This window comes from Candidatus Thiopontia autotrophica (assembly GCA_014384675.1).
In the GTDB taxonomy this organism is placed as follows: domain Bacteria; phylum Pseudomonadota; class Gammaproteobacteria.
This window is the reverse complement of record JACNFK010000030.1, coordinates 16,254-42,348: the sequence shown is the minus strand read 5'-3', so window position 1 is coordinate 42,348 and position 26,095 is coordinate 16,254. Positions and strand designations below refer to the sequence as shown.

At 49.6% G+C, this 26,095-nt stretch carries 31 protein-coding genes and 1 tRNA gene; 22 read left to right on the top strand and 10 right to left on the bottom strand.

The window, feature by feature from the left end; all coding sequences use genetic code 11:
* Window positions 1–7 precede the first annotated feature (7 nt).
* Window positions 8–83: transfer RNA gene (locus H8D24_06180), tRNA-Asn, on the bottom strand.
* Between the two features lie 71 nt (window positions 84–154).
* Entirely contained in the window at window positions 155–1,336 is a 1,182-nt protein-coding gene (locus tag H8D24_06175) for a pyridoxal phosphate-dependent aminotransferase (protein MBC8519974.1), read from the bottom strand.
* A gap of 117 nt (window positions 1,337–1,453) precedes the next feature.
* Here H8D24_06175 and uvrB point away from each other — a divergent pair, with 117 nt between their 5' ends.
* Window positions 1,454–3,469 carry an excinuclease ABC subunit UvrB gene (gene uvrB / locus H8D24_06170; protein ID MBC8519973.1) on the top strand — a complete coding sequence of 672 codons (2,016 nt, stop codon included), beginning with the start codon at window positions 1,454–1,456 and terminating at the stop codon, window positions 3,467–3,469.
* Here uvrB and H8D24_06165 read toward each other — a convergent pair.
* Together H8D24_06165 and H8D24_06160 are read right to left on the bottom strand one after the other, a co-directional pair.
* Window positions 3,453–4,358, bottom strand: coding sequence for a recombination-associated protein RdgC (locus tag H8D24_06165; protein ID MBC8519972.1), 906 nt, complete (start codon window positions 4,356–4,358; stop codon window positions 3,453–3,455). The two genes, uvrB and H8D24_06165, sit on opposite strands and share 17 nt — an antisense overlap.
* Before the next feature lie 96 nt (window positions 4,359–4,454).
* A complete protein-coding gene (locus tag H8D24_06160) occupies window positions 4,455–4,790 on the bottom strand; it encodes a hypothetical protein (GenBank protein ID MBC8519971.1) in 336 nt (111 codons plus the stop codon).
* Window positions 4,791–4,972: 182 nt separating this feature from the next.
* On the opposite strand from H8D24_06160, the gene H8D24_06155 reads away from it, so the two are divergent.
* Window positions 4,973–5,590 carry a hypothetical protein gene (locus tag H8D24_06155; protein ID MBC8519970.1) on the top strand — a complete coding sequence of 206 codons (618 nt, stop codon included), beginning with the start codon at window positions 4,973–4,975 and terminating at the stop codon, window positions 5,588–5,590.
* Window positions 5,591–5,791: 201 nt separating this feature from the next.
* Here the strand turns inward: H8D24_06155 and lexA (H8D24_06150) are convergent, their stop codons facing one another.
* The gene (gene lexA / locus H8D24_06150; GenBank protein MBC8519969.1) at window positions 5,792–6,403 is read right to left on the bottom strand and encodes a transcriptional repressor LexA; all 612 of its coding nucleotides are present in this window, start codon (window positions 6,401–6,403) and stop codon (window positions 5,792–5,794) included.
* Between the two features lie 272 nt (window positions 6,404–6,675).
* Here lexA (H8D24_06150) and lexA (H8D24_06145) point away from each other — a divergent pair, with 272 nt between their 5' ends.
* Window positions 6,676–7,140, top strand: coding sequence for a repressor LexA (gene lexA / locus H8D24_06145; GenBank protein ID MBC8519968.1), 465 nt, complete (start codon window positions 6,676–6,678; stop codon window positions 7,138–7,140).
* Window positions 7,141–7,192: 52 nt separating this feature from the next.
* On the opposite strand, the gene H8D24_06140 is transcribed toward lexA (H8D24_06145), so the two are convergent.
* Complete coding sequence (locus tag H8D24_06140; GenBank protein ID MBC8519967.1) at window positions 7,193–7,615, bottom strand: DedA family protein; 423 nt, start codon at window positions 7,613–7,615, stop codon at window positions 7,193–7,195.
* A 21-nt stretch (window positions 7,616–7,636) separates the two neighbouring features.
* Entirely contained in the window at window positions 7,637–8,104 is a 468-nt protein-coding gene (locus H8D24_06135) for a DUF411 domain-containing protein (GenBank protein MBC8519966.1), read from the bottom strand.
* Window positions 8,105–8,220: 116 nt separating this feature from the next.
* Here H8D24_06135 and H8D24_06130 point away from each other — a divergent pair, with 116 nt between their 5' ends.
* The 7 genes from H8D24_06130 to H8D24_06100 all read left to right on the top strand — a co-directional run bounded on the left by H8D24_06130 (window position 8,221) and on the right by H8D24_06100 (window position 13,308).
* Complete coding sequence (locus H8D24_06130) at window positions 8,221–8,643, top strand: cytochrome c (protein MBC8519965.1); 423 nt, start codon at window positions 8,221–8,223, stop codon at window positions 8,641–8,643.
* Window positions 8,644–8,708: 65 nt separating this feature from the next.
* Window positions 8,709–8,903: a heavy-metal-associated domain-containing protein gene (locus H8D24_06125; protein MBC8519964.1), complete on the top strand. Its 195-nt coding sequence runs from the start codon at window positions 8,709–8,711 to the stop codon at window positions 8,901–8,903.
* Window positions 8,904–8,905: 2 nt separating this feature from the next.
* A complete protein-coding gene (locus H8D24_06120) occupies window positions 8,906–9,625 on the top strand; it encodes a response regulator (GenBank protein MBC8519963.1) in 720 nt (239 codons plus the stop codon).
* A 6-nt stretch (window positions 9,626–9,631) separates the two neighbouring features.
* Entirely contained in the window at window positions 9,632–11,059 is a 1,428-nt protein-coding gene (locus H8D24_06115) for a HAMP domain-containing protein (GenBank protein ID MBC8519962.1), read from the top strand.
* Between the two features lie 35 nt (window positions 11,060–11,094).
* The gene (locus H8D24_06110) at window positions 11,095–11,922 is read left to right on the top strand and encodes a hypothetical protein (GenBank protein MBC8519961.1); all 828 of its coding nucleotides are present in this window, start codon (window positions 11,095–11,097) and stop codon (window positions 11,920–11,922) included.
* Window positions 11,923–11,969: 47 nt separating this feature from the next.
* On the top strand, window positions 11,970–12,242 hold the full coding sequence (locus H8D24_06105) for a heavy-metal-associated domain-containing protein (protein ID MBC8519960.1): 273 nt from the start codon (window positions 11,970–11,972) through the stop codon (window positions 12,240–12,242).
* Window positions 12,196–13,308 carry a 6-bladed beta-propeller gene (locus H8D24_06100; protein MBC8519959.1) on the top strand — a complete coding sequence of 371 codons (1,113 nt, stop codon included), beginning with the start codon at window positions 12,196–12,198 and terminating at the stop codon, window positions 13,306–13,308. Before H8D24_06105 ends, H8D24_06100 begins: the two co-directional genes overlap by 47 nt.
* A gap of 6 nt (window positions 13,309–13,314) precedes the next feature.
* Here H8D24_06100 and H8D24_06095 read toward each other — a convergent pair whose 3' ends face one another.
* Both H8D24_06095 and H8D24_06090 read right to left on the bottom strand, forming a co-directional pair.
* Complete coding sequence (locus tag H8D24_06095) at window positions 13,315–13,530, bottom strand: SHOCT domain-containing protein (protein ID MBC8519958.1); 216 nt, start codon at window positions 13,528–13,530, stop codon at window positions 13,315–13,317.
* Window positions 13,531–13,541: 11 nt separating this feature from the next.
* Complete coding sequence (locus H8D24_06090) at window positions 13,542–13,853, bottom strand: hypothetical protein (GenBank protein MBC8519957.1); 312 nt, start codon at window positions 13,851–13,853, stop codon at window positions 13,542–13,544.
* A 257-nt stretch (window positions 13,854–14,110) separates the two neighbouring features.
* Here H8D24_06090 and H8D24_06085 point away from each other — a divergent pair, with 257 nt between their 5' ends.
* The 11 genes from H8D24_06085 to H8D24_06035 all read left to right on the top strand — a co-directional run bounded on the left by H8D24_06085 (window position 14,111) and on the right by H8D24_06035 (window position 24,889).
* Window positions 14,111–14,488 (top strand): hypothetical protein, encoded by a 378-nt coding sequence (locus H8D24_06085; protein ID MBC8519956.1) that lies wholly within the window; start codon window positions 14,111–14,113, stop codon window positions 14,486–14,488.
* 71 nt (window positions 14,489–14,559) lie between these two features.
* A complete protein-coding gene (locus H8D24_06080) occupies window positions 14,560–15,438 on the top strand; it encodes a cytochrome c (protein ID MBC8519955.1) in 879 nt (292 codons plus the stop codon).
* Window positions 15,439–15,474: 36 nt separating this feature from the next.
* Complete coding sequence (locus tag H8D24_06075) at window positions 15,475–15,900, top strand: DUF4399 domain-containing protein (GenBank protein ID MBC8519954.1); 426 nt, start codon at window positions 15,475–15,477, stop codon at window positions 15,898–15,900.
* A gap of 19 nt (window positions 15,901–15,919) precedes the next feature.
* Window positions 15,920–16,312 carry a cytochrome c gene (locus H8D24_06070; GenBank protein MBC8519953.1) on the top strand — a complete coding sequence of 131 codons (393 nt, stop codon included), beginning with the start codon at window positions 15,920–15,922 and terminating at the stop codon, window positions 16,310–16,312.
* Between the two features lie 22 nt (window positions 16,313–16,334).
* On the top strand, window positions 16,335–16,706 hold the full coding sequence (locus H8D24_06065; protein ID MBC8519952.1) for a cytochrome c: 372 nt from the start codon (window positions 16,335–16,337) through the stop codon (window positions 16,704–16,706).
* 25 nt (window positions 16,707–16,731) lie between these two features.
* On the top strand, window positions 16,732–17,175 hold the full coding sequence (locus H8D24_06060) for a cytochrome c (protein MBC8519951.1): 444 nt from the start codon (window positions 16,732–16,734) through the stop codon (window positions 17,173–17,175).
* On the top strand, window positions 17,176–17,679 hold the full coding sequence (locus H8D24_06055) for a TlpA family protein disulfide reductase (protein MBC8519950.1): 504 nt from the start codon (window positions 17,176–17,178) through the stop codon (window positions 17,677–17,679).
* A 29-nt stretch (window positions 17,680–17,708) separates the two neighbouring features.
* Window positions 17,709–19,895, top strand: coding sequence for a copper-translocating P-type ATPase (locus tag H8D24_06050; protein MBC8519949.1), 2,187 nt, complete (start codon window positions 17,709–17,711; stop codon window positions 19,893–19,895).
* 79 nt (window positions 19,896–19,974) lie between these two features.
* Window positions 19,975–22,428 carry an MMPL family transporter gene (locus H8D24_06045; protein MBC8519948.1) on the top strand — a complete coding sequence of 818 codons (2,454 nt, stop codon included), beginning with the start codon at window positions 19,975–19,977 and terminating at the stop codon, window positions 22,426–22,428.
* Window positions 22,429–22,670: 242 nt separating this feature from the next.
* Entirely contained in the window at window positions 22,671–23,384 is a 714-nt protein-coding gene (locus H8D24_06040; protein MBC8519947.1) for an outer membrane lipoprotein-sorting protein, read from the top strand.
* Window positions 23,384–24,889, top strand: coding sequence for a hypothetical protein (locus H8D24_06035; protein MBC8519946.1), 1,506 nt, complete (start codon window positions 23,384–23,386; stop codon window positions 24,887–24,889). The genes H8D24_06040 and H8D24_06035 overlap by 1 nt, the downstream gene beginning before the upstream one ends.
* On the opposite strand, the gene H8D24_06030 is transcribed toward H8D24_06035, so the two are convergent.
* Window positions 24,886–25,164, bottom strand: a complete 279-nt coding sequence (locus H8D24_06030; protein MBC8519945.1) for a winged helix-turn-helix transcriptional regulator — start codon at window positions 25,162–25,164, stop codon at window positions 24,886–24,888. The two genes, H8D24_06035 and H8D24_06030, sit on opposite strands and share 4 nt — an antisense overlap.
* Before the next feature lie 96 nt (window positions 25,165–25,260).
* On the opposite strand from H8D24_06030, the gene H8D24_06025 reads away from it, so the two are divergent.
* The gene (locus H8D24_06025) at window positions 25,261–26,085 is read left to right on the top strand and encodes a sterol desaturase family protein (GenBank protein ID MBC8519944.1); all 825 of its coding nucleotides are present in this window, start codon (window positions 25,261–25,263) and stop codon (window positions 26,083–26,085) included.
* Window positions 26,086–26,095 lie beyond the last annotated feature (10 nt).

Here is a 26,095-nt window from a genome sequence, read left to right as displayed (position 1 = left end):
TTTTATATGGCTCCCCCGACAAGACTCGAACTTGTGACCCAAGGATTAACAGTCCTTTGCTCTACCAACTGAGCTACAGGGGAATAGTGGCGCAGATGGTACATTTACCGCTCGATTTGGTCAACAGAAACTGTTGGATTTAGTCCGTTTTTTACTATTCACCAAGGGCGTTGGTAATACGCTCTAATGCAGTTTTCAGGTTTTCCATGCTGGTGGCAAATGAGAGCCGGATATATCCCTCGGCACCAAATGCTGCGCCAGGCACAACAGCAACCTCGGCCTCACTCAGTAGCATCTCTGATAATTCTGTATCGTTGGAGATATCATCCATACGGTTAATAACTCCCTCTACATTGGCAAATGCATAGAAGGCTCCTTGTGATAGCAGGCAGTGGACGCCAGGAATATTGTTCAGGCTCTCGACCACAAAGTGGTTACGCTCACGAAATGACTCATTCATGATGTCTATACATTCACGGTCCCCATTCAGGGCGGTCTCAGCAGCGACCTGTGCGATTGATGTGGGGTTTGATGTGCTTTGTGACTGAACCTTTTTCATTGCACCAATCAGTTTTGGCGGGCCGCCGGCATATCCTATTCTCCATCCAGTCATGGAGTACCCTTTGGAGACCCCGTTCATCATGACTGTACGGTCATAGAGGTTGGGATTTGCCATCAACAGGTTGCTGAAAGGAATATCCCCCAGAAGGATATGTTCATAGATGTCATCAGTCGCAACAATTACGTGGGGGTGATGTTCTAGTACCTCACCCAGTGCAGCCAGTTCATCTGCCGTATACATGACGCTGGTTGGGTTGGATGGGGTGTTGTGGACAAAAAGTTTGGTATTCGGGGTGATTGCGGCCTCTAGCTGCTCAGGGGTAATCTTGAACTCCTGCTCAATTCCAGCAGAGACAATTACAGGAGTAGCATCTGCAAGCATCACTATATCTGGATATGAGACCCAGTATGGGGCAGGAATGATTACCTCATCACCAGGATTAAGCAGGGCCTGGCATAGATTGTAGAAAACCTGTTTGCCTCCAGTGCTCACCATAACCTGATTCATCTCATACCCAACGCCATTCTCTCTTTTGAATTTGTTGATTACGGCCTGTTTCAGAGAGGGGGTGCCATCGACCGCTGTATATTTGGTAAAGCCATCTGTAATTGCATCTTTAGCAGACGATTTAATATGGTCTGGGGTGTCAAAGTCAGGCTCACCTGCCCCCAGCCCAATAATATCCTTGCCCTCACTTCGCAGCCTTGCAGCCAGTGCTGTAACAGCAAGTGTAGGGGATGGTTTTACGCGTTGTACTCGATCAGAAAGCGGTATGTCATGCAGAGAGCTCAAGGCAGATTCTCCAGAAAATAAATTGGTAAAAAAGGTGGTTTAACTAATGGACGATACTATACTTCAACGCCCTCTATTCTGCACAGTTACAATAAAGCAATGAGTGAACGTCCTCTACAGCTTGTCTCCACATTCAAACCATCCGGTGATCAACCCGCTGCAATCAAGGCGTTGGTGGAAGGGCTGAATGACGGGTTGGCGCATCAGGTTCTATTGGGGGTAACAGGTTCAGGCAAGACATATACCATTGCCAATGTAATTGAGCAGACACAGCGCCCAACCGTTTTAATGGCCCCAAACAAGACCCTGGCTGCACAGTTGTATGGAGAGATGAAGGAGTTTTTCCCCAACAATTCGGTTGAGTATTTCGTCTCCTATTATGACTACTATCAACCGGAGGCCTATGTTCCGACCACTGATACCTTTATTGAGAAGGATGCATCAATCAATGAGCATATTGAGCAGATGCGCCTCTCTGCCACCAAGTCACTGCTGGAGAGAGATGACTCCATAATAGTTGCAACAGTTTCTGCAATTTATGGCCTGGGTGATCCAAAACTCTATCTGGGAATGGTGCTCCATCTGTCACGCGGGGAGCTGGTTGATCGCCACTCTATCCTGCGTCGTCTTGCTGAGTTGCAGTACACACGTAATGATGTCGAATTGCGACGCGGCACCTTTAGGGTGAGAGGGGAGATTATTGATATCTTTCCGGCAGACTCCGAGAGGGAGGCCATAAGGCTGGAGCTGTTCGACGAGGAGCTGGAGGGGATATCACGTTTTGATCCCCTGACAGGAGAGGTTCTTCATAAACTACCAAGAGTTACGATCTATCCAAAGAGCCATTACGTTACACCCCGTCAAACAATTCTTGATGCTATTGAAAAGATAAAGGTAGAGCTAAAAGAGCGTCTTGCTCAGTTGCGTGACCTTAACAAGCTGGTTGAGGCACAGAGACTGGAGCAGCGGGTAAAATATGATATTGAGATGATGCTGGAGCTGGGATACTGCTCCGGTATCGAGAACTACTCCAGGTATCTGTCTGGTCGAAATCCGGGTGAATCTCCGCCAACCCTGATGGATTACCTGCCAGATAACGCCCTGCTGGTTGCGGATGAGAGCCATGTAACTATTCCGCAGATTGGTGGCATGTACCGTGGTGACAGATCAAGAAAAGAGACTCTGGTGGAACATGGGTTCCGGCTACCGTCGGCGCTAGATAATCGCCCACTAAAATTTGATGAGTTTGAGTTGCTGGCCCCACAGATTATTCATGTCTCGGCAACCCCGGGGCAGTACGAGCTGGAGCATGCTGGGGATGATATTGTTGAGCAGGTGGTGCGCCCCACAGGGCTGCTCGATCCAGAGGTTGAGGTGCGTCCGGCAACCACTCAGGTGGATGATCTTTTGAGCGAAATCCGCAAACGTGTTGCTGTTGGTGAGAGAGTGTTGGTAACTACTTTGACCAAGCGTATGGCAGAGGATTTGACAGATTATCTTGCGGAACATCAGGTGGCAGTACGGTATCTCCACTCAGATATCGAGACAGTGGAGCGCGTCGAGATTATCCGTGACTTGCGACTTGGTGAGTTTGATGTGTTGGTGGGGATTAACCTGCTGCGTGAGGGGTTGGATATGCCAGAGGTATCTCTGGTAGCTATTCTTGATGCTGACAAGGAGGGTTTTCTCCGTTCCGACAGATCACTGATACAGACCATTGGCCGTGCTGCAAGAAACATAAATGGCAAGGCAATTCTCTATGGGGAGAAGATGACAGGGTCAATGCAGAGGGCAATTGAGGAGACAGAGAGGAGACGACAGAAGCAGCGACAGTATAATGAAGAGCATAACATTACGCCTCAAACCATCCGCAAGGCTGTCTCCAATATTCTTGAGACCTCACCAGGCTCCCTCAAGGGCAGGAGAGGTGGGAGAAAAGTTGCAGAAGAGTCCGCAGTCTATGGTGGAGATGATCCCAAGCTAATACAGAGAGAGATCGACCGACTTGAGAAAGAGATGTATCAACATGCCAGAAACCTGGAGTTTGAGGAGGCCGCAACGGTGCGCGATCAGGTGGAGAGACTAAATAACAGACTTCTTAAGCTTGTTCAGTAGATAGCAGCTCAAACAACCGTATCAGCAGATTACTGATCTCATCATGAAATAACATCATGTCGGCCAGGAAAAAGAGCTCTGCATCTTCCTCATCCTTGGTCTCCTGGCGCATATTATCAATAAGCTCAAGTGGTCTTATCCTTTTGATGGTCAAGTCTTGATCCAGAATAAATGAGACACGATCATCCCAACTCATGGCCAGACGTACCACGTGACTCTGTGATTCAAGATGTTTGCGCACAGCACCCTGAGTAATATCGATATTTTTACAGCGGATTATTCCTCCATGCTCATCGTTTTCACGAATCTCACACTCATCATCCAGGGTGAAGCCTGCAGGGGCAGTATCATGGAAGAGCCACTGACTCATCGCTCCGGCAGGGGACAGCTCTGTATCGGGGTTGGTTATCTCCAGAGACCCCAGGGTTTCACGCAGCAGAACTGTTAGCTCCTCTGCACGGGAACGGCTGGCTGTATCTACCAGCAACCAACCATTGTCTGGGTCGATAATTGCGTATGTTGTACGAGATCTGGAAAAGGCACGGGGTAGCATCTCCACAGTAATTTCGTCACGTAGTCTCTGCTTCTCTCTATTTTTAACCTCACGCTCTTCTGTTGACTCAATCTGTTGAATTCGCTCATTTAGTGCTTCACGAACAACAGTAGCAGGGAGTATTTTCTCCCTCTTTTTTGCTGCAACAAGAATGGCACCATCAAGAGATAGAGTTAATGCATCACCGTCTGGTATGGGGGATCCCCACCCCAATGTCGACATCTCCAGTGCCCCACACTCCCGTGATACCTTCTTTGCGAGCTTCTCCTCCAGGGACTCTACGGATACTCTAAATGGATTGCTTAGGTGGAAAAGAGTGACATTTTTAAACCACATGGGTGGCGATCTCCTGTAATGGTTGGGAATAGAGAGGCGCAAAAAAACCGACTGAGTGACTCAGTCGGTTTTGTTGAATAAAGTTTTTGTCGCTATTTATTCAGGAGCAGCTGGTGCTGGTGCGCGAGGTGCTGCTGGTGGAGCGTAGCGAGGTGCTGGCGCATAAGGTGCTGGACCGTAACCACCATATCCTGGAGCGTATCCAGGGTTTCCATAGCCGCCGTAGCCGTAACGATAGTAGTCATCGTCGTCATCATCATCCCACTCGTCCATCATCTCCTCCATCCAGTACATTGGAGTCCACTCAGGCCAGTCGTTATCGTCATCATAACCACCCCAGCCGTCATTGTTGCTGCCAAACCAACCGGCACTAGCTGTAGATGTGATAGCAATAGATGCTGCAGCAAGTGTTGAAAGTAGAATTTTCTTCATCATGAACCCCCAGGTAATTGTCAAAAAAGATACCCCCATTTTTATGGGATCTGGGAGTGGTGTCAAGTGTTCATTGAAAAGGATTTGAATAGACATCCACAAGATGTTAGCTTGTCTATTGTGCTCTCTTTTGTTGAGAAGCCTGAATCTAATAATAACGCCGTTAAGGAGCTTGGATATCTATGAAACAGTCAAAGAAACTCTCTGTTGTTACCCTGTTTGGAGTAGTCGCTTTTGTTGCTACTACCGCGAATGCATTTGATATGGGAGATATGAGAGGACCTATGAAAGGGGACAATTGGGGTGGTATGCCAGATGGTCCAAGCAGTATGAATATGGATGGGCCAAGCTCGTGGGGTATGCCAAACAATATGAATATGGGTAACCCTGGTGGTGGATGGGGTGGTCCTGGGGGCTGGGGCAGTGGCCCAAGTGGTTGGGGGAACCCTTGGGGAGGCGGAAATCGCGGTGGTAACTGGGGGGGAATGCCCTGGGGTGGAAACCGTGGTGGTAACTGGGGAGGAGTTCCCTGGGGCGGCAATCGTGGCGGTAACTGGGGAGGGATGCCCTGGGGCGGCAATCGCGGTGGTAACTGGGGAGGAATGCCTTCTTGGGGTGGAAACTCATCACCGATGGGGGGATGGGGCGGTCCACAAGGTTGGGGGGGTAGACCAGCAGAGCGACACTCTTTTGAAGATATTAAGCCGTTGCCACCTCTGAAAGATTTACCATCTTTGGACGAACGTTTTCCGTCAAGAAAGAGGGCAGAGGAGAGCGCACCAGCAGAGTCAGTTGAGTGATAAGCTAAATCAGGATAAAAAAAACCACCCCGAGAGGGGTGGTTAAATTGAAAGGGCAAAACCTTTCACTACCAAAGGAGTTACATCAGAAACTAAGTCATGATGTGATTTACAATTTACACGTATATCCTCTCATCCACAATTGATATCTTCTGCTGGATTGATCTGCGTCAAAAATACCCCAAATTGGTTACTGTTAGGTCACAGATAACTACGCATCTGTCCAACCAGCACCCCCTGAATCTCAACCTGATCTGGACGGTAGGTGAATGGTTCCATGGTTGAATTGGCTGGATGGAGAATTACCTGTTCTGGGTGTTGTTCGATTGTTTTCAGTGTGGCCTCCTCACCATCAATTAGTGCAACAACAACATCCCCATTTCTTGCGCTGCTGCGTTTTTCGATAATTACGTGGTCTCCCTCCAGAATTCCAGCATCAATCATCGACTCCCCCTTGACCTGAAGAACAAAACACTCATTTCCTGTGCGCAACTGTTCAGGGACCTCAATTCTCTCTACATCCTCAATGGCCTCAATCGGAAGACCAGCGGCGATACGCCCAACAAATGGAAGCTCATTTTCACTGTGATCATCCTGTTGCGGGGTCAATCTTATGCCTCTATGAAGACCCTCAAGTGGCTCTACCAGGTTAACGTCAATCAGTGCGTGAATATGTTTGTGGAGTGACCCTCTGGATTTAAGTCCAAGGTGGTGACAGAGTTGATCCAGACTGGGAGGATTGTCACGAAATTCATCCTGATGTTCATGCAGGTATTCGTAGATCTCGCGCTGTTTTCTGGTAATGGGTGGCAGTTCCATCATGGTTCTCCGCTATTTTTTATCTAAACTATTAGTTGCGTTCTCTTTATGTTCTGTTAGTATACATGGAAAACAAATAAAGAACAATAGTAAGGGAGCCTCTGAAAAAGCTTAATGGGATGGGGGTTTGGGGGAAGGGCTCTATAGGTGTTGTTGTAACATACTGAACCATAACCCTTCCCCCATAGAATAACTTGTAAAGGAGATCTGATTGGGTCACGAAGTGACTTAATCAGAGCTTTCTAAGCAACAAAGAGGAGATTGTTATGAGCGCAAGTCTGCATCTGTTAACCCCAAAGGGAGCTCGTCCTCTCTGGAGTGGAAATTTTGAGTCGGAAGAGTTTATTGCAGAGCCCCTGGTAGAGATTCCACTACTGGGAAAGATTACAGCTGGACTACCAATAGAGGCGGTAGAAGACCAGCAGATGATCTCGGTACCACAGAATATGGTGCGCAAGGATACCTATGCGCTCCGTGTGGTTGGAGAGTCGATGGTTGAAGATAATATTCAGGATGGAGATGTTATTGTAGTTGAGCGTCAGGAGAGCGCAGCCAATGGTCAGTCGGTTGTGGCGATGATAAACAATGAAGAGGTAACCCTGAAAAAACTATATATAGAGAAAGATGGGGTGCGACTACAGCCGGCCAACTCCACAATGGCACCAATATTTCTGCGTAATGAGGATGTTAAAATTCTTGGGATTGTCTCCGCAGTTATCCGTATTCCATAGGGGGTAAACTGTAGTGTCCGAACTGGTTTTTCAAATATTTCTGGACAGCTCCTTAGAGAAGCCACAAAAGGATTGCGTAACGTGCCGCCTTGCCAATACCGATAAAGATGGCAACAGAGATAAAAGGCAACCTAAACCATCCTGCTGCCAGGCAGAGTCCATCACCAATCACTGGTAGCCACGACAGGAGGAGAACAGGTGCCCCATGCTGTTTGATCCAGTGGAGTGATTTTGGATTAACCTTCTGCTTCAGTCTGTCAGAGTTCCACTTTTTTGCGACAAGCCATCCAATGCCCCAGGTAGAGATGCCGCCAATTGTGTTGCCGACAGTAGCAACCCATAACAGGGTGAAATCTGTATGGGTTGAATTTTGATCGAGCAGAAGCAAAACAGCCTCTGAGCTACCTGGCAACAGGGTGGAAGAGAGCAGTGCAGAGAGAAACAGCCCCCCCAGAGTTATCGAATCGGTCAATATTGGAGGTTTTTCAGATATGCCCTAATGGCGACTGAACAGAGTGACCTTGCCGTCATTATCAAACGTCACAACTGAATAAGGATCTTTTCTGTCGCCCATCTCCATACCTGGAGATCCAACCGGCATACCGGGAGCAGAGATCCCGAGAATTGCAGGACGTTCGGTTAGCATTCGTTTTACATCATCAGCAGGAACATGGCCTTCAATAACATATCCATCAACCATTGCAGTGTGGCAGCTGCTCAGACGTTGAGGGACTCCAGCCTCTTTTTTAATGGGGGCTACATCATTGGTATTGTGAACATTTACCTCAAAGCCATTCTCCCGCATATGAGTTACCCAGTCCTTGCAGCAACCGCAGGTGGGTGATTTGTAAACTTCGACAATAGGGGCTGCGGTGGCTGTCTCTGTGCCTGCACCAATCCAGGCAACAAAAGCTACTGTTGCTGACAGTGTTATAGCAGCAATAATTTTTATGTTTCGATTCATCCTGATCTCCTCCTTGAGTTGAGTTATATTGGAACCAATGTCCTGTTAGAGTGTCTTCCTTTAATACAGTTTCATGTAGATACTAACGTTAATCTTTTGTCCAAAGGAGAGTTTTGATGAGAAAAGTTGTTTTTTTGTTATCGACAGTTGTCGTTGCCACTATTGCAGGTAACGCCCAGGCTGATAACAGGGAGATGGTGCAGATGCCGGAGATGATGCAGGAGCATATGATGGGTAACATGCGGGACCATGTGTTGGCTATCCATGAGATTTTGACTGCGCTCTCCAAAGACGAGCTGGACAAGGCCTCATCTATTGCAGAGGAGCGCCTGGGTATGAGTTCACTGAGTCTGCATGGTGCGGGACATATGGCAAAATTTATGCCGCAGCAGATGGGGGCAATTGGAACTGGCATGCACAGGGCCGCAAGCCGATTTGCTCGCACTGCCGAAGAGGGAGATCGCCTGGCCGCTTATGATTCATTGAATCAGGTAACCGCAGCGTGTGTCGCTTGCCATGCTGGATATCGCATCAGGTAAGATGCGCAAATAACATTAAATAAACCAAATAATCACTTGATATATAAATGAAATAGGATAATAAAATGCAGACAGTAACTGTGGCTAATGTAATGTGTGGTGGATGTGCCAACACTATCGAGACCAGCCTCTCGGAGATGGATGGAGTCGACTATGTGAAGGTCAACGTAGAAGATAAGACGGTAACCCTTGGTTTGGATGAGGGTGTGATGCAGTCAGTCACAGAGAAGCTGGCTGAGCTTGGATATCCCGTACAGTAACAGTGACAAAATCTGGCCATCTGCTGGTTGTTGATGATGATCCAGAGATCCGTCGTCTGCTTAGAGAGTATCTGGAGAGGGCAGGCTATCGTCTCTCGACCGCTGCGGGCGGCAGGGAGATGTTCTCTGCTCTTGAACAGGCCCCGATTGATCTGATTATTCTGGACCTCATGATGCCCGGAGATGATGGTCTGGAGCTGCTCAGAAAGCTGCGTGGCCACTCAAATATTCCGGTGGTTATGTTGACCGCCATGGGGGAGGAGACTGACCGAATTCTTGGACTGGAGATGGGGGCAGATGACTATATCTCCAAGCCGTTCAACCCCAGGGAGCTGCTGGCCAGGATCAAGAGTGTACTTCGCCGTAGCTCCAGCTTGCCGGAGGCCCCCCTGCAGGATGAGGCGACAGAGGCTCTTTTTGCTGACTGGCATCTGAACCTCCAGCAACACCACCTGATATCCCCTGACGGAGTTGTTGTTCCGCTCAGTGGTGGCGAATTCCGTCTGCTGAAGGTCTTTATAGAGCATCCTGGACGAGTCTTGAGTCGGGACCAGCTGCTGGAGTTCAGTCAGGGCAGAGAGGCACAGCCATTTGATCGCAGCATTGATGTGCTGGTGGGGCGTCTCAGGAAAAGATTGAGAGAGGACCCCAAAAAGCCGGCAATCATTCATACCATGCGTGGAGAGGGGTACCGTTTTGTGCCCGAGATAACTTTTGCGTAGATTTCCATGAGATTGATACCTGAATCCTTGTACGGTCGTCTATTGGCAATTCTGCTGATTGGACTGATGGTGCCGCAGCTGCTCAGTGCACTGGTACATCTTTATGATCGAGACACCGTATTGCACCAGACCATGGGTGCAGGCAGTGCAGAGAGAATAGGCTCTATCGTGGAGTTGCTGGATCCGATGACTGATATAGAGCGCGAAAAAATGGTTGAAGCGCTAAATGGTTTCCCTTTGGAAGTGGTGTTGACCTCAAAATATATTAAATTTCATAAGCAGAAAGAGGTTGAGAATGAACAGCTATATCTGCTTTTTAAGGAGTATCTTCAGAAGAGTCTACCTCCAGGACATGAGGCTCATGTTGAGGTAGTTGAGACGGTAATTCCTGTTGCTGTTGGATATGAAGATATGAATGGGCCTCATACCGGGATGCGTGAAATGATGTCTCATCGGATGAGAATGCAAAATATGTGGGGGATGGAACAGCAGAAGGTTAAATCATTTCATGTTCAGGTCAGATTGAGTGATGGGGTATGGGTCGACTTCCACTACCATATTCCCAAGAAGGTTTTTGCATGGCCTACCCGTATGGTCGTTGCACTCTCTCTGCTACTTTTTTCTGTTCTTATTTTGACCTGGATTGCAGTTCGTTGGGTAACAAGACCACTGTCATTGTTATCTGATGCGGCTGAGGCGCTGGGCAAGGATATTCGGCGATCTCCACTGGAGATCAATGGACCTAAAGAGGTAAGGCAGGCGGCAGAGGCATTCAATACCATGCAGCAGCGGCTGAGTCGCTATATCGGGGATCGGGCACGGATCCTCTCGGCCGTCTCTCACGACCTAAAGACACCCATTACCCGCCTGCGGCTGCGCAGCGAGATGCTGGAGGATGATCGCATCCGTGCTGATATCGAAACCGATCTTGATCACATGGAGGAGATGGTGGTCTCCACGCTTGATTTTATGCGGGGAACAGAGAACCCAGAGCCGATGCAGCAGATCGACATGCAGGCACTGCTGGAGAGTCTGCAGGAGGATCTGGAGCCACTCGGTATTCGATTTGATATCAAGGGGCAGGTGACGGAGCCGATCCGTGGCCGACTGGTTCAGCTCAAACGTTGTCTCACCAACCTGTTGGAGAATGGAACCCGTCATGGAGGTGGGAGGGTCTGGGTAAAGCTGGATGAATTGGATGATCGATTATTGATTGTTGTAAATAGCGATGGGGCAACAATTCCTGCAGAAGAGTTGGAGAAGGTCTTTGAGCCCTTCTATCGGGTAGAAAAATCAAGAAGCAGGGAGTCAGGTGGAACCGGTCTAGGTCTTAGCATTGCAAGAAATATTGCCCGCGCCCATGGCGGCGAACTGATTCTTAAGAATCGCCCTGAGGGAGGGGTGGCAGCAGAGCTTGAGATTCCACGATCGTGATGGAGATAACAGTCATCTAAAACAGGGGGTATTCAATGGGTAGTAGAAAAGTGCGGGCCAGTCTCTGGAGGTTGCTACTGTTGTTGATATTACCAATGGCAGCTTTAGCCCATGACCCCATCTTCGGGATCGGTCCTCACACCATCTACAAGGGGGGCGTAGAGACAGCCATCGAGGTTCACTATGAGAAGGCCGGTTCAGAAAAGGAGCTGGAGAGTGCGTTAGAGCTGCTCTATGGGGTAACCGGAGATCTTGCAGTGGGGGCGGAGATCCCCTATGTGACCAAAGAGGAGGATGGCGCTGAGTCTGATGGTGCTGGTGATCTCAAACTCTTTACCAAATATCGATTCTGGCGGGAGGATAGCCTGGGGCTTCAAGAGGCTGCGGCGGTTCATCTCAAGGTAAAGAGTGATAGCGCCAAAGGAGGCAAGAGTCCCGCGCTGGGAAGTGGTACAACCGACTGGATTGGAGGTCTCTCCTATGGCTATGAGGGGATCAAATGGTACCGCTGGGGGGCGCTGCGTTATCGCCACAATGGCGAGAATTCGGCAGGGCTGCGCAAGGGGGGGCGCTGGATGGTTGATTTGGTGGGTGGTTATCGTCCAACCTCGCCTGTTTATCGTGAGCCGGATACGGTCTGGTTGCTGGAGCTCAATGGGGAGCTGTCAGAGAGAAATGAGCAGAATGGGGCAGCGCTTGCCAATACAGGAGGAGATGAGTGGTTTCTCTCCCCGGGAATCTTCTGGACACAACGCAATATGGCAGTGAAAGCCGGGGTGCAGATTCCCATTTCGCATGATCTGAATGGGGCTCAGGAGGAGTCCGATCTACGGGCAAAGCTGGTGGTTGAGTGGCATCTATGAGGAGCAGGATAATGAATAGAATAGTTAAGAGAATAGTTATAGCCGCAATGTTTTTGATGAGTGGCTGGGCAACCTCACTGTTTGCAGCAGGAGTGCAATATGAGATGCGGGTGGATGGATTGGCCTGCCCATTCTGTGCCTATGGCATAGAGAAGAACTTCATGAAAACGGAGGGGGTTGAGAGGGTTGATATCGACCTGAAAAGAGGGTTGGTGATTGTGGATACCCAAGAGGGGGTGCGTTTTACCGAAGATCAGCTCAAACAGATCTTTGATGATTCCGGCTTCAGCTATCGAGGGGTTGTTGAGCGTGCTCGATAATATCAATAGTTACAGAGGTGATGGCACTCTTACCCATGCAACATACTCAAGCACATCCATGTGGCGCTCGACTGTGGCCGTCCTGACCACAGACGGTTGCCTGTGTAAGAGTGCCATCACCTCTGCAGTTATTCATATAGGTAGGATAATAACCGCACTTTTGCTGATCTCATTCCCTGCCACAGTTATGGCGGCGGAGTATCAACAGATTCACGCATGGGGGAGTTTCGGTACCGGAGCAGGGGAGTTCAATGAGCCGACCGGGGTGGCGGTCAGTGAGTCAGAGGTGTTTGTCAGTGATGCCCGGAATGGGAGAATTCAGGTATTCAACCACCAGGGTGCTTTTCTGAGAGAGTTTGGAAACAGTGGAGAGAAGCAAGCGCGTCTTGGGCGCCCGATGAATCTGGAGCTTCACGATGGCCGGCTCTATGTGGCGGACTACTGGCATGAGCGGATCCAGGTCTACAGTCAGAAAGGGGAGTATCTGCGCACCATTCAGACCAGTGATGAAGATATGTTGCTGAATGGGCCGGGAGGTGTTGCCTTCTCTAAACAGGGGAACCTCTTTGTGGCCGATTTTTACAACCATCGGATTGCTGAGCTAACCCCCGAGGGGGCACTTATCAGCCAGATTGGAACCCCGGGAGAGAGCGGGTTCTGGGGGGGTGAATTCAGCTATCCCACCGATGTTGCAACGGGCGAGGATGGAACCCTCTACGTGGCTGATGGTTACAATGATCGTATTCAGCAGTTTTCCGCTCAGGGGGTACTGATCCGCAAATGGGGTGGCCCCTTTGCCATGAATATCCATGGCTCACTGGATGGCTGGTTCTCGGTGGTGACCAGTATCGCGGTCGGTCCAGAGGGAGATGTTTTTGTGGCTGATTTCTACAATAACCGTGTGCAAAAGTTTACCCCGGATGGGAAGTTCATCACGTCCTTTACGTTGCCAGCCGAAGAGCCATCTCACAGCGCAATCGCGCTGGATGTGGATGCAAGCGGAACCCTGTTTGTTGCTAACTTTGCAGCCAATCAGGTCACCGTCTGGAGAGAGAAATCCGACTGAGCTGTCCTAGCTGGAGAGATCCGCTCTCTTCTGCAGATAGCTGTCCCGATCAATTTTCCCAAGTGCATACTCCTCATCGAGCATCTCTCGAGCCGTCTTTTGCTGGGCAGTGTGTGAGCTATCACCTCCCTGACCCCGTGTGTTGGCCAGCCAGAAGATCAGTGCGATGATGAGGATCCAGAAGATCCATCCGAAGCCGCCAGACATAAAAGTATCCATCATGGTGCTATCCTCTATTTAGGTGGTTTGTTGCAACAGGGAGCAGGGCGAGCAGATGCATTTTCTCGTCCGGTCCTGTCACTGTATTGATGAAATTTTCCGAGCAATCTGGACCAGAAGGTCTGCCGTACTATAACGTCGGCATTAGAGAGATGGTTCAGAACAGTCAGGTAATCCGTGGTGCGAATGTCATACGTCAGATAGAGCTTGTTACCTCTACTGTTCCAGACAATATCCAGCACATCTGGAAGCTGTTCCAACCTCCCGGATGAGGAGGCAACATGGAACACCCTCTTTACCAGCCATGCGTTTTGATTGCTCTTCATGCACTCATCATAGCGCAGTTATTGAAGAAATCTCTGCTGTTTTGTAACCGGCTGTAATTATGTGGCGGATTGTTACATACGCTTACAAAAAAGCTGTTTTGAGACAAACTGCAGTTACATTCGGGGAGTATTCTGGGTTGCAAGATCAAATGGTTTGAGCCGCCAGCCCTGTTCATACTCCTCCCTAAGGGTAAAGCGTTCCGTATGACTCACGTTACGAGTCACTATATTTTAATCATGAAACAAGGAGAAGTATTATGAAAAGTTCAAAAATGGTTATAGCAGCTCTAGCATCCATGGCGTTTTCAGTTCCTGTTATGGCGGATAGTGAGCAGAGTCAGGTGCCAATAAATCCTCAGATGATGCAGGGGATGAACCCGCAGATGATGCAGGGAATGATGGGTAATCGGCAACAAATGCCGATGATGAGTGGGCAGCAGTGGAGAAACCCCATGGGTTATCAGCAACAGTATCCATATGGAATGATGGGTAACCGACACAGCTCAATGATGAACCCTCAGCTGATGCAACAGATGATGGCGTCAAAGCAGAGCCATATGAAGGCAGTTGAAGGCCATCTGGCTGGAATAGATGCATCACTCAAGGAGCTTGTTGAGTTGCAGCGTAATCGATAACTGTCAAACAACCTGAATTCTGCAAGCCTAAGAGTTCTTGCAGGATTTTTTTTTGAATAAGGAAACAAGTAGTGAATAGAAAGGAGTCCAGATCAAGGATGGTCACAGTGCTGGCTGTGGTAGTAGTCGTGATAGCGGGGGTGACTGGATATTCTCTGTTATCTGGGGATGAGGTTTATGCTAACCATACACAACCAGTTGATATGGAGCGACAGTTCTCCTTCGAACAGTTGCCAGAGCAAAAGACCATTATTAAACATGCTTCAGGTCTACAGTATGCAGGAACTGAGAGTGGCCTCTTCGTAAGTGAGGATGGCGGCAAGTTTTGGAAACGCTCGTATCCATTTCCACTACCGGTAACCATGATTACCACGTTTGACAATGAGAATCTCTATGCTTTTGTGGTTGGTAAGGGGTTGTTTAGCATACGAGGAGATGAGACCGAGTGGTCGCTGATAAATAATCAAATGGGTACTCAGTTTCTTGTTTCACTCTCTAGCGAAGAGGGGGAGATAAATAGATTGGTTGCTCGTAACCAATACGGCAAACAAATTATCTCTGATGATGGTGGAGAGAGCTGGGTTCGTGCGGATGGCTTTCCAAAAGTCAAAACCATGGTGGAGAGAAGGGGTGAAAAGTTGTTTAACGAGAAGTGTCAAAGCTGTCATGGTATTGCCGGAATTGGCGAGACCTATACCATCGAGGCACTGACTAATCGTGACTACCTGATGGCTCCACCCCTTGATGAGTCTGCACATGCCTGGCATCACACTGATGAGGCACTGATGAAAACCATTCTTGAAGGATCTTCACGACAGAGCAGGATGCCTGCCTGGGGAGATCTTGGAGTCACAAAAGCAGATGCCAGCCACCTTGTTGCCTATATCAAAAGTTTGTGGGGTGAGCGCATTAGAGATTGTCAGGGACCACGACACATGCAATGTATGTAAATAAAATTAATAACAGACCAGAGGAATCAACCAGAAATGAAATATGGAAAAATAGTAATTACACCAATGATGATAGCGACTTTGGTGAGTGGTTCAGTTCTCGCGCACGGCAGTTATGAACGTGGTGAACGTGTGGCCATTGCTAGCCCACAAAATCTTGCAGTGGTAGAGAGTCCATTCAAGGTTATATTTTCAGCTCCTGAGGTGAAGATTGCACCGGCTGGCGTAGACAAACACAATAGCGGACACTTTCATCTGATGGTGGATACGGATGCCATTCCAACACTTGATGAGCCGATGATGGAATCAGACAAGCATCTGCGATTTTCTGCAGGAGAGCGTGAGACCACGCTTGAGCTCTCTCCAGGTGAGCATACCTTGCAGTTGATTGTGGCTGATGAAGAGCATACCCATTTTGAGAACCTGGTATCCAAAAAGATTACGGTTTATGTGAAAAGGTAAACATTAGGACCTCATATTAATGGTTAAGATTGTTGTGCTGCTTCTCTCAGCAATTCTTCTGTCGGCCTGTGATTTTCTGGATCCAGAAAAAGTACGTGCACGCAACTTCCTTCCTGCCATTGGTTATCAGGCCAGTGTGGTAGATGGTAAGGCTAGTTATCAGGCGGTCTGTGCGCGCTGTCATGGGTCAGCATTGAATGGTGGTCCAGAGGGGCCACCACTGCTTGACCGTACATATGCGCCTTCTCATCATGCGGATCTTGCGTTCTTCCACGCAGTAAAAAATGGGGTAAGGCAGCACCACTGGAAATATGGAGACATGCCGATGTTGACTGGCATCTCTCCTGAACAGGTGGGAGATATTGTGGCATTTGTAAGAGAGGAACAGCAGCAAGCTGGTGTTATTAAGTAAAACAGAAACAGGGAGGTATTTTATGATGATTAAACAGCTGACTTTAGTGGCAATATTATTGACAATTTCATCTGTTCTCAGTGCAGCAACTACTGATAATGGAACTAGAGTTCCATTCAAGCAGGCAGTTGGAATGGGTAAGTTCAAACAGAACTGTTCTCAGTGTCACGGAGAGTGGGCGCGGGGAACGGAGCAGGGGCCGCCATTGATACATAACTATTACAAGCCTTCACATCATGGTGACAACGCCTTCTACCGTGCAGCCATGAGCGGAGTTAAAGCCCATCACTGGAAGTTTGGCGATATGCCGCCAGTAGAGGGGATAAAAAAGAGAGATGTAACCCGAATCATCTCTTTTATACGATGGCTACAGCAGACAAATAATCTATACTAGAAAATATTGGTAGGAATAACTGAAAATGAATAGAAAAGTATTGTTGGCACTCTCTGTGCTGGTTCTCGTTTTGGGGTTTATTGTGGCTCAACCATTTTTATCTGAGGATAAGGGTGCAGGTGCCAGTGGTCGTTGGTACACAGAGAGGCAGGTTGCAGAGGGTGGCCCGTTATTTCAAACTCATTGTGCCAGTTGTCATGGGCCAGAAGCTGCATCCATACCAAACTGGAGAGAGACTGACGAGAATGGGAATTATCCACCACCACCGCTCGATGGTAGTGCACATGCATGGCATCATCCATTGAGTTTGTTGCAAAAAACTGTAAGGGATGGAGGGGTTCCTTTGGGGGGACAGATGCCGCCATTTAAGGATGTGTTGTCTGCAGAAGAGATTGATTCTATTCTGGCATGGATACAGACGCACTGGTCAGACAAGGTTTACGGGATATGGAAAGAGAGAAATGGGTAGATGAAAAGATTGTGGGCTGTACTGCTGTTATCAATAGTCTCTCTGTCGGTAGCGGCAGAGAAGATTGATGGCAAGAATGTCTGGAGTGAGCTCCCACCATTTGTGCTGCTGGATAATGCCGACAATGAGAGAAATCTGAGCGAATGGAGAGGAAAGGTGCTGATGGTAAACTTTTTCGCCACCTGGTGTGCACCATGCCGTTATGAGGTTCCACATCTTATCAAGTTGCAGGAGGAGTATGGCCCCCAGGGGTTGCAGATTATCGGGATTGGATTTGATGAGGGTAAGAAGGTAAAAAATTATGCCCGCTCACTGGAGATCACCTATCCAGTACTGGTTGCCGACCCTGAACAGCATCCAACACTGATGAAACGCTGGGGGAATGAAACCGGGGTGATCCCGTATCTGTTTGTGGTAGACCAGGATGGCACTGTCTCCATGAGCCAGAATGGCTCATTCTCCGAACGCCACTTTGAGTGGTTTGTTAGGCCGCTGCTGAAATGAGTACCGAAACACGTCTCTCCATCTCCGGAATGGTCTGTGCAGGCTGTGTCTCTGCAGTCGAGGATGCACTGCAGCAGGTTGAGGGGGTCAAGGCGGCCTCCGTCAACCTTGGTGAACGCAGTGCAATTATTGAGGGAGAGGTTGAGGTTGAGGAGCTGATTGCGGCGATCAAGGGGGCCGGCTTCAATGCGGCAGAGCTGGTCAGTCTGGCAGATGAGGAGGAGAAGGAGAACCGCGAGCTACAGGAGTATAGACGGCTCTGGTGGCGGGCAATCTCTGCAGGTGCTATCGGGTTGATTCTTTTTATTTTGGGGATGGGAGGATTCCTGCCATCAGTTGAAGAGGGGAAGGTTGTCTGGCTTGGTATTAGCCTGATCACCCTGTTGGTGTTAATAGTTGTGGGGGGTCACTTCTTCAGTGGGGCCTGGGTCACCCTCAAGAACCGTCGTGGAAACATGGATACCCTGGTTGCGATGGGGACAGGTACCGCCTGGCTCTACTCAACTGTTATCGTGATCTATCCCAATGTAGTGCCATCACTTGCCAGACACGCCTATTTCGAGGCGGCAGTCATAATTATTGCCCTGGTGTCGCTCGGGTCGGCACTGGAGACCCGTGCCCGGGGCAAGACCTCGGCTGCCATTCGACAGCTGATTGGTCTGCAGCCAAAAACTGCACGGGTAATTCGTAATGGGGAGGAGATTGATCTCCCTCTGGAACAGGTGGGGCTGGATGAGACCCTGCGGGTACGGCCCGGTGAGAAGATTCCTCTGGATGGGGTGGTGCTTGAGGGCTCCTCTCATGTTGATGAGTCGATGTTGACAGGGGAGCCGATGCCGGTTGGCAAAGAGGCCGAGAGTGAGGTGGTTGGTGGCACCATAAATGGATCCGGCACATTCCTGATGCGCACAACCCATATTGGCAGAGAGACCGTACTGGCGCAGATTATCGATATGGTACGCAAGGCACAGGCCAGCAAGCCTGAGATTGGCCGTCTGGTGGATCGTATTGCAGCTGTGTTTGTACCTATTGTAGTGGTGGTTGCAGCACTTAGCTTTATTGTCTGGTTCTGGTTTGGGCCGGAGCCACAGCTCAGTTATGCAATGGTTGCAGCAATGACGGTGTTGGTTATCGCATGTCCATGCGCCCTGGGTCTGGCCACTCCAATCTCCATTATGGTTGGGGTTGGGCGTGCTGCGGGGATGGGTATCCTGATTCGTAATGGGGAGGCCCTGCAGCAATCTGGTGAGGTGACGACGGTTGTACTGGACAAGACCGGCACCATTACCGAGGGTAATCCGCGTCTTGTATCCATGTTGCCTGCAATTAATAGGAGTGAGGATGAGCTGCTGGAGATGGCGGCCTCACTGGAGATGGGGTCGGAACATCCACTGGCCACGGCAATACTGGATGCCGCAAAGGAGCGTGGCATCTCATCGGAGAGTGCAACCAGTTTTCACAGTGAGACCGGGCAGGGGGTCAGCGGGGAGGTCGATGGCAGGAAGCTGTTACTGGGGAACCGTGTAATGATGGAGGAGCACGGTGTCAATCTACATAAGTGGATAGAGAAGAGCCTGGAGTGGGGCAGAGCGGGGATGACCCCAATCTATCTGGCACATGATGGAGAGATTGCCGGAATGTTGGCAATTGCAGACCCGATCAAGGAGGGTGCGAAGGAGTCACTTGATCAACTGCGTCAGATGGGGATTAGGATAATGATGCTTACTGGTGACCACCGCTCTACCGCAGAGGCAGTTGCCAGTCAGCTGGGGCTTGGGGTTGATGAGGTTGCTGCAGAGCTTCTTCCATCTGCAAAGATTGATCAGATCAAACTTCTGCAGCAGCAGGGAGAGCGGGTAGCGATGGTGGGGGATGGCATTAATGATGCCCCCGCACTGGCTCAAGCAGATGTGGGCATTGCCATTGGAACCGGAACCGATATTGCGATTGAGGCAGCAGATATTGCCCTGATGCAAGGGGCTCTGCAGGGAGTGGTTGAGTCGATCGCCCTCTCCAGAGCCACGATGCGCAACATAAAACAGAATCTGTTTGGTGCCTTTGTCTACAACACTCTGGGTATTCCGGTTGCCGCCGGGGTGCTGTTTCCGCTTTTCGGGGTGATGCTGAGCCCGGTAGTTGCAGCTGCTGCCATGAGTATGAGCTCGGTAACGGTGGTGACTAATGCGTTGCGTCTCAGAAAAACAGAATTACTGTAGACACCATAACTTCAGAAATACAGCGGAAACAATTCACTGTTATGATCATCCAAAATAACAATAAATCCTTGGGAACATCATGATGAATAGAGCAGCTGTTGAACGTGGCTTCGTATCATTTGCCGGCAAACTGATACGCTGGAAGTGGGTGACCCTGGTTGCCATGTTGGTATTGACGGCACTGCTGCTATCCAATCTGCCAAAGATCACCATCGATACCTCAAATGAGGGTTTTCTCCGTGCTGATGACCCCGTTCTGCTCGATTACAACCGCTTTCGTGAGCAGTTTGGCCGTGAGGAGGTGGTGCTTATCTCACTGCGTCCTACCGATCTCTTTGCCCCCTCATTTCTACAGAAACTGAAGCAGTTTCACAACGATCTCGAGGAGCAGGTTCCTCATCTCGATGAAGTAACCAGTCTGGTCAATGTGCGCTACACCATCGGCAAGGAAGATGAGCTGCTGGTAGAGGATCTGATGGAGGCGTTTCCCGATACCCCGGAGGGGATGGAGCAGCTTCGTGAGGCGGCCATGGCCCACCCCTTCTACAGAAACCTGTTGATCTCTGAGGATGGAACTGTAACTACCATTGTGATTGAGACCCAGGCTTTCTCTGAGGAGGAGGTGACAGATGAATTGAGTGCAGGATTCGATGAGGCAGATGTGATTGCCGAGTCTGCTGAACGTACCTTCCTTACTGATGAGGAGAACAGTGCTGTTGTCCAGGCGGTAATGAAACTGGTGGAGCAGTACCGGGGAGAGGATTTCCCTATGGAGGTGGCCGGATCACCTGTAGTGATGGAGATCCTCAAGAAGTCGATGCAGAGTGATATGCGTCAGTTCACCCTCACCATGGTTGCGATCATCTTTATTTTTCTCTTTCTGCTATTTCGTCGCCTGAGTGGGGTAGTGGTTCCACTGGTTGTGGTTATCCTCTCTCTTGCGGCAACCATTGCCATGATGGCTGCAACCGGGGTGCCACTCAAGCTTACAACCCAGATTCTGCCATCCTTTATTCTTGCAGTCGGTATTGGTGACTCTGTCCATATTCTCTCCATCTTCTTTCGCCATTATGATCGTAATGGTGATAAGAGTGAGGCGATTAAGTTTGCTCTGAGTCACTCCGGGCTAGCGGTGGTGATGACCAGCCTGACAACTGCTGCGGGGCTCTTCTCTTTCTCTACTGCCGAGCTGGGTGCAGTGGCTGAGCTGGGAATATTTGGTGGTATTGGTGTGCTCTTTGCCATGATCTACTCACTTATCATGCTCCCGCTACTACTGGCTATTCTTCCAGTTCGACAACGTGCTGTGTCAATCAAGGACGGTGAGGGCGATGAGGAGGGAAACACAACCAATAGCCGGATGGATCATCTGCTAAACAACGCTGTTGCAGTTGCCACGAACCACTCAGCAAAGGTGGTGTTGGCCGCTGCCCTGCTGTTTGTTGTTGCAATCGCCGGAATTACCCAGCTGGAGTTCAAACATGATGTGCTGAAGTGGTTCCCGGAGAGTCAACCGATTCGCCAGGCAACAGAACATATTGACCGTGATATGGGTGGAACTATCTCGGTTGAGATATTGGTCGATAGTGGGGAGCAAGAGGGTCTCTACGATCCAGAGCTAATGGCCAGTCTGGCAGGGCTGCAGGATGGCCTTGATACCCTGGGCGAGGGAGATAGTCAGCTGAGGAGCGGTAAACGTATATCGGTGGTTGATATCCTGCGAGAGACAAACCAGGCTCTTAATGAAAATCGAAGTAGTCACTACAAGGTTCCAACAGAACGGGGGCTGTTGGCACAGGAGCTGCTGCTGTTTGAGAATAGTGGATCTGATGATCTGGAGAAGATGGTTGATAGCGAGTTGCGAACTGCCAGACTCACTCTAAGGCTTCCATGGCGTGATGCTGGTGCCTATACGGAGCTTGTGGATGAGGTGCAGCAACGCGTGGACGAGGCTTTTGGGGAGGGTGTGAAAAGCAGTGTAACTGGTCTGATGATGATCTTTGCGCGTACCCTCGATGCAATGATGACCAGCATGGTGAAGAGTTACTCAATCGCAGCGATTGTGATCACCTTGATGATGATTTTGCTGGTTGGTCATTTTCGACTTGGGCTAATCAGCATGATCCCTAACCTGTTGCCGATCACCATTGTGCTTGGGGTTATGGGGTTGACCGGGCTTCCGTTGGATGCATTTACCATGCTGATTGGAAGTATTGCACTGGGGTTGGCGGTGGATGACACGGTTCACTTTATGCACAATTTCCAGCGTTACTACCGCAAGAGTGGTGATACTGTAGAGGCTATAACCCACACCCTCCACACCTCGGGGCGTGCAATGGTGGTGACAACGATTGTACTTAGTCTGGGCTTCTTTATCTTTATGCGTTCCGAGATGAGTAATCTATTCAATTTTGGTGGACTTACCGGTCTGGCAATTATCCTGGCGCTAGCGGCTGACATACTGCTTGCTCCCGCACTGATGACGCTGATATTCGGCAAGAGCAATAATCCACAGCAAGGGGTAACACCATGAAAAATATAGCTAGTACCCCGCCCAGTAAATGCCCTGTAATTAGGGCGAGCATAAATTGTCGAGAACAAGGCGGAAAAACGCAGGAATATGCGTATATTTCAAGTTTTCCCAACGCAGTTATCGGCGATTTAGGCCGTTATAATTATGGGGGATTTACTGGGCGGGGTACTAGACTCGGAACTCTGCTTCTACTTGCCGTGGTTGCTGGAGCAGCGTTTGCTACCCCTACGGCACGAGAGATTATGGAGGCTGTCAACGATCGTGATGATGGGGACAATGCAGTGATGCAGATGGAGATGCGCCTAATCGACAAGAGAGGAAAGGAGCGAGTTCGCAAGCTGAAGAAGTGGTCACAGGACCGTGGTGAGGATAGCTACAGCCTGCTCTTTTTTCTCTCCCCCTCTGATGTAAAAAACAGTGGATTCCTCACCTATGACTACGATGAGCCGGGCAAGGATGATGATCAGTGGCTCTATCTGCCGGCACTACGCAAGACCAAGCGCATCGCCAATGATGACAAGAGCGGCAGCTTTATGGGGTCGGACTTCAACTACTCGGATATGACCGATCCGGATCTTGATGACTATACCTTTAACCTGATGAAAGAGACCGAGGTGAAGGGTCATCCCGTATGGCAGATTAAATCTGTTCCAAAATCCAAAGAGATTATTAAGGAGACTGGATACAGGCAATCAGTCGTCTTTGTGCGCAAGGATAACCATGTGGTGGTGCGTGCAGTACGCTGGCTGGAGAAGAAGGGAAAACTTCGTTATCTTGATGTAAAGAAGCTGGAGCAGATTGACGGTATTTGGACCCCGACGGAGACAACTATGACCACCAAGCAGGGGAAGAGAACCCAGCATAAGACGGTCATTAGTTACTCCAGTGTTAAATATGATCAAGACCTTGATCAAGGCATATTCAGTGTGCGACGTCTGGAGAAGGGCGCTGACTAATGTCCAGATGTCTTGTTCTGGCGTTACTGCTAATTTCAGCAACAGTCACTGCAGCTGAGGATGAGCTCTCTCTGGAAGATGCTCTGGCTGGATTTGATGTCAGCGAAGAGGGGGAGCTTGCAGTTGAAGGGGCTCTCGAAGGGTTTGATGATGAGCCTTACCCGGGAGTTGATCTCTCTATCGATGATGTTTTGGATGGCTTTGAGAGTGATAGCAGAGAGGAGGTGGTCGATTTAGAGGAGGAGATGGAAGTTGTTACCAGACCGTGGCTGTTCGGGACGGATGAGGAGCAGGGGATGGGGATTCGTGGTCACTGGATTGCCGGTAGCTCCTGGAATATAGCTGGTGAGAGCCCAACCAGTGACCGCCTGACCAGGCTATCCACCAAGCTATGGCTTGAGGCAGAGAGTGAGATTGGTGATGGCTGGAAATTTCATGGTGATGGCTTCCTGCGCTACGACTTTGCCTACGAGATCAATGGACGCGACCAGTACACCAGCGGGGTGCTCGATACCTATGAGAGTGACGAGGAGATTGGTGAGCTCTGGATCCGTGGGTCGCTGACCCCTGACCTGGATCTCAAGGTGGGGCGGCAGATTGTGGTATGGGGACAATCCGACTATCTACGGGTCAACGATATTATCAATCCAATTGATCTGCGTGAGCCTGGGTTGGTTGATATCGAGACTCTGCGTCGTCCCGTGGGTATGGTCAAGAGTGACTATTATAGTGGCCTATGGCGCTGGAGTGCATTACTGATTCCAGAGAACCGTTCTAATCTGTCGGCACCATGCGGTAGTGAGTATTCACTGGCTGGGGTGGCGACACAGTCAAAATGTGACAGTGATGCCGTTCCTTCAGACACTCCAGGAGATGGGCTGGATGATGCAGAGTATGCTCTCTCAGCCATGGGCCGTTTCAGCGGCTGGGACCTCTCCTTATATGGAGGAAGATTCAACTATGGTACTGCTTATAAGGATGGTACCGGCTTATCAGCGGTCATGAGAAATGCTCGGATAAATCATTTAGGTGGTGCGGTTAATATTGCCGAGGGAAGCTGGCTCTGGAAGGGGGAGGTGGCAGTGATAGATGGACTACGCTACTTCAATACAGGTGCAGCCGAGAAGTCACGACTGGATATTTTATTGGGTGGAGAGTATCGCGGTATCACCGACACCACGCTCTCCTTTGAGGTGTTGAGACGACATATCAACAGTTATGAGAGCTCTCTGGTCGATGGTACCGACTATGTGGATGAGAATAGCTGGCAGAGTGTATTTGCCTACAGTCGTGAAATGTACAATGAGACCCTCCATCTTAAAGGAGTGCTGTTACGTAATGGCAGCTCCCTGGATGATGGTGGTTATCTACGACTCTCGGCCGCGTATGATCTGGATGATAATTGGTCGGCTACTGGTGGGGGTATTTGGTATGACGCAGCAAAGTATCCGCCCAACTGGGGCGACAATGACCGCCTATTTATTGAGATCAGGCGTGATTTCTAATCCTTTGTGCTCCAGTCCCGAAAACGGTTCAGCAGATCAAGCAGTTCATGGTCAGATATACAGTAGAAGACGAAGCTTCCATTCTTTTCACCACGCACCAGATTCATCTCTCTCAGCTTTCTGAGGTGAAAGGAGACGTTGGTCTGGCTCAATCCGGTATCTGCAATCACGGCCGATACCGGCCTGCACTCAAGCCCCAATGAGGTGAGAATACGCAACCGATTGGGTTCGGATAGTACCTTGAAAAGTGATGAGAGCTTTTTGACCTGTTCCATAATCTGTGGTTAAATCATCGTATGCGTTACTGCTCATATGTGAGCACATTTATATGAATACTCCATTACTTCACTTAAACTGTCAAGGAGGCTGGGATGGTTGAGATATTTTCTCTTCAGGTGCAGGCGAATGAGAGCGTTATAAGACTCTCCGCCTTCCTTGGGATTTTTGCAGTTATGGCTCTATGGGAGCTAGCTGCACCTCGGCGCAGGCTCTCTATGGGGCGTGGGGTGCGATGGGGCAGCAATCTGGGGATAGTAGCAATCAATACCGTGTTGGTGCGCCTGCTCTTTCCTGTTGCCGCTGCAGGGTTTGCAATGGTCGTCTCCGATGAGGGTTGGGGGCTCATGAATCAGGTTGATCTGGGTGTGGTTACCAAGATTGTGATGGCGCTTCTGGTGCTGGATTTTGCAATATACCTACAGCATAGGCTGTTTCATGCAGTTCCACTACTATGGAGGTTGCATCGTATGCACCATGCCGATCTCGATTACGATGTCACCACCGGGGCACGGTTTCATCCAATCGAGATTATCCTCTCGATGGTTATCAAGTTTGGGGTGATCCTGCTAATTGGAGCACCTGTGGTAGCGGTTATTCTGTTTGAGGTGCTGCTGAACGCCACCGCAATGTTTAACCATGGCAATGTTAGGTTGCCGCTATCCATTGATAGCTGGTTGCGCTGGATTGTGGTTACCCCCGATATGCACCGGGTTCACCACTCTGTGATTCGTAGAGAGACGGATAGCAATTTCGGTTTTAATCTTCCGTGGTGGGATCGTCTGCTGGGAACCTACATTGCCCAACCGGAAGAGGGGCATCAGGGGATGGAGATTGGGCTACCGCAGTTTCGCCACTTTGGTGATAACCGGCTGGATCGGATGCTTGTCCAGCCTTTTTATGAATCATTAAAAAAGTAATGGATAACAG

Excerpts from the sequence above, each read along its gene's own strand:
- uvrB (MBC8519973.1), top strand. The coding sequence starts at position 1,454 with ATGAGTGAACGTCCTCTACAGCTTGTCTCCACATTCAAACCATCCGGT.
- H8D24_06165 (MBC8519972.1), bottom strand. The coding sequence starts at position 4,358 with ATGTGGTTTAAAAATGTCACTCTTTTCCACCTAAGCAATCCATTTAGA.
- H8D24_06160 (MBC8519971.1), bottom strand. The coding sequence starts at position 4,790 with ATGAAGAAAATTCTACTTTCAACACTTGCTGCAGCATCTATTGCTATC.
- H8D24_06155 (MBC8519970.1), top strand. The coding sequence starts at position 4,973 with ATGAAACAGTCAAAGAAACTCTCTGTTGTTACCCTGTTTGGAGTAGTC.
- lexA (MBC8519968.1), top strand. The coding sequence starts at position 6,676 with ATGAGCGCAAGTCTGCATCTGTTAACCCCAAAGGGAGCTCGTCCTCTC.
- H8D24_06135 (MBC8519966.1), bottom strand. The coding sequence starts at position 8,104 with ATGAATCGAAACATAAAAATTATTGCTGCTATAACACTGTCAGCAACA.
- H8D24_06130 (MBC8519965.1), top strand. The coding sequence starts at position 8,221 with ATGAGAAAAGTTGTTTTTTTGTTATCGACAGTTGTCGTTGCCACTATT.
- H8D24_06125 (MBC8519964.1), top strand. The coding sequence starts at position 8,709 with ATGCAGACAGTAACTGTGGCTAATGTAATGTGTGGTGGATGTGCCAAC.
- H8D24_06115 (MBC8519962.1), top strand. The coding sequence starts at position 9,632 with ATGAGATTGATACCTGAATCCTTGTACGGTCGTCTATTGGCAATTCTG.
- H8D24_06110 (MBC8519961.1), top strand. The coding sequence starts at position 11,095 with ATGGGTAGTAGAAAAGTGCGGGCCAGTCTCTGGAGGTTGCTACTGTTG.
- H8D24_06105 (MBC8519960.1), top strand. The coding sequence starts at position 11,970 with ATGTTTTTGATGAGTGGCTGGGCAACCTCACTGTTTGCAGCAGGAGTG.
- H8D24_06100 (MBC8519959.1), top strand. The coding sequence starts at position 12,196 with ATGATTCCGGCTTCAGCTATCGAGGGGTTGTTGAGCGTGCTCGATAAT.
- H8D24_06095 (MBC8519958.1), bottom strand. The coding sequence starts at position 13,530 with ATGATGGATACTTTTATGTCTGGCGGCTTCGGATGGATCTTCTGGATC.
- H8D24_06090 (MBC8519957.1), bottom strand. The coding sequence starts at position 13,853 with ATGAAGAGCAATCAAAACGCATGGCTGGTAAAGAGGGTGTTCCATGTT.
- H8D24_06085 (MBC8519956.1), top strand. The coding sequence starts at position 14,111 with ATGAAAAGTTCAAAAATGGTTATAGCAGCTCTAGCATCCATGGCGTTT.
- H8D24_06075 (MBC8519954.1), top strand. The coding sequence starts at position 15,475 with ATGAAATATGGAAAAATAGTAATTACACCAATGATGATAGCGACTTTG.
- H8D24_06070 (MBC8519953.1), top strand. The coding sequence starts at position 15,920 with ATGGTTAAGATTGTTGTGCTGCTTCTCTCAGCAATTCTTCTGTCGGCC.
- H8D24_06065 (MBC8519952.1), top strand. The coding sequence starts at position 16,335 with ATGATGATTAAACAGCTGACTTTAGTGGCAATATTATTGACAATTTCA.
- H8D24_06060 (MBC8519951.1), top strand. The coding sequence starts at position 16,732 with ATGAATAGAAAAGTATTGTTGGCACTCTCTGTGCTGGTTCTCGTTTTG.
- H8D24_06055 (MBC8519950.1), top strand. The coding sequence starts at position 17,176 with ATGAAAAGATTGTGGGCTGTACTGCTGTTATCAATAGTCTCTCTGTCG.
- H8D24_06050 (MBC8519949.1), top strand. The coding sequence starts at position 17,709 with ATGGTCTGTGCAGGCTGTGTCTCTGCAGTCGAGGATGCACTGCAGCAG.
- H8D24_06045 (MBC8519948.1), top strand. The coding sequence starts at position 19,975 with ATGATGAATAGAGCAGCTGTTGAACGTGGCTTCGTATCATTTGCCGGC.
- H8D24_06040 (MBC8519947.1), top strand. The coding sequence starts at position 22,671 with ATGGAGGCTGTCAACGATCGTGATGATGGGGACAATGCAGTGATGCAG.
- H8D24_06035 (MBC8519946.1), top strand. The coding sequence starts at position 23,384 with ATGTCCAGATGTCTTGTTCTGGCGTTACTGCTAATTTCAGCAACAGTC.
- H8D24_06030 (MBC8519945.1), bottom strand. The coding sequence starts at position 25,164 with ATGGAACAGGTCAAAAAGCTCTCATCACTTTTCAAGGTACTATCCGAA.
- H8D24_06025 (MBC8519944.1), top strand. The coding sequence starts at position 25,261 with ATGGTTGAGATATTTTCTCTTCAGGTGCAGGCGAATGAGAGCGTTATA.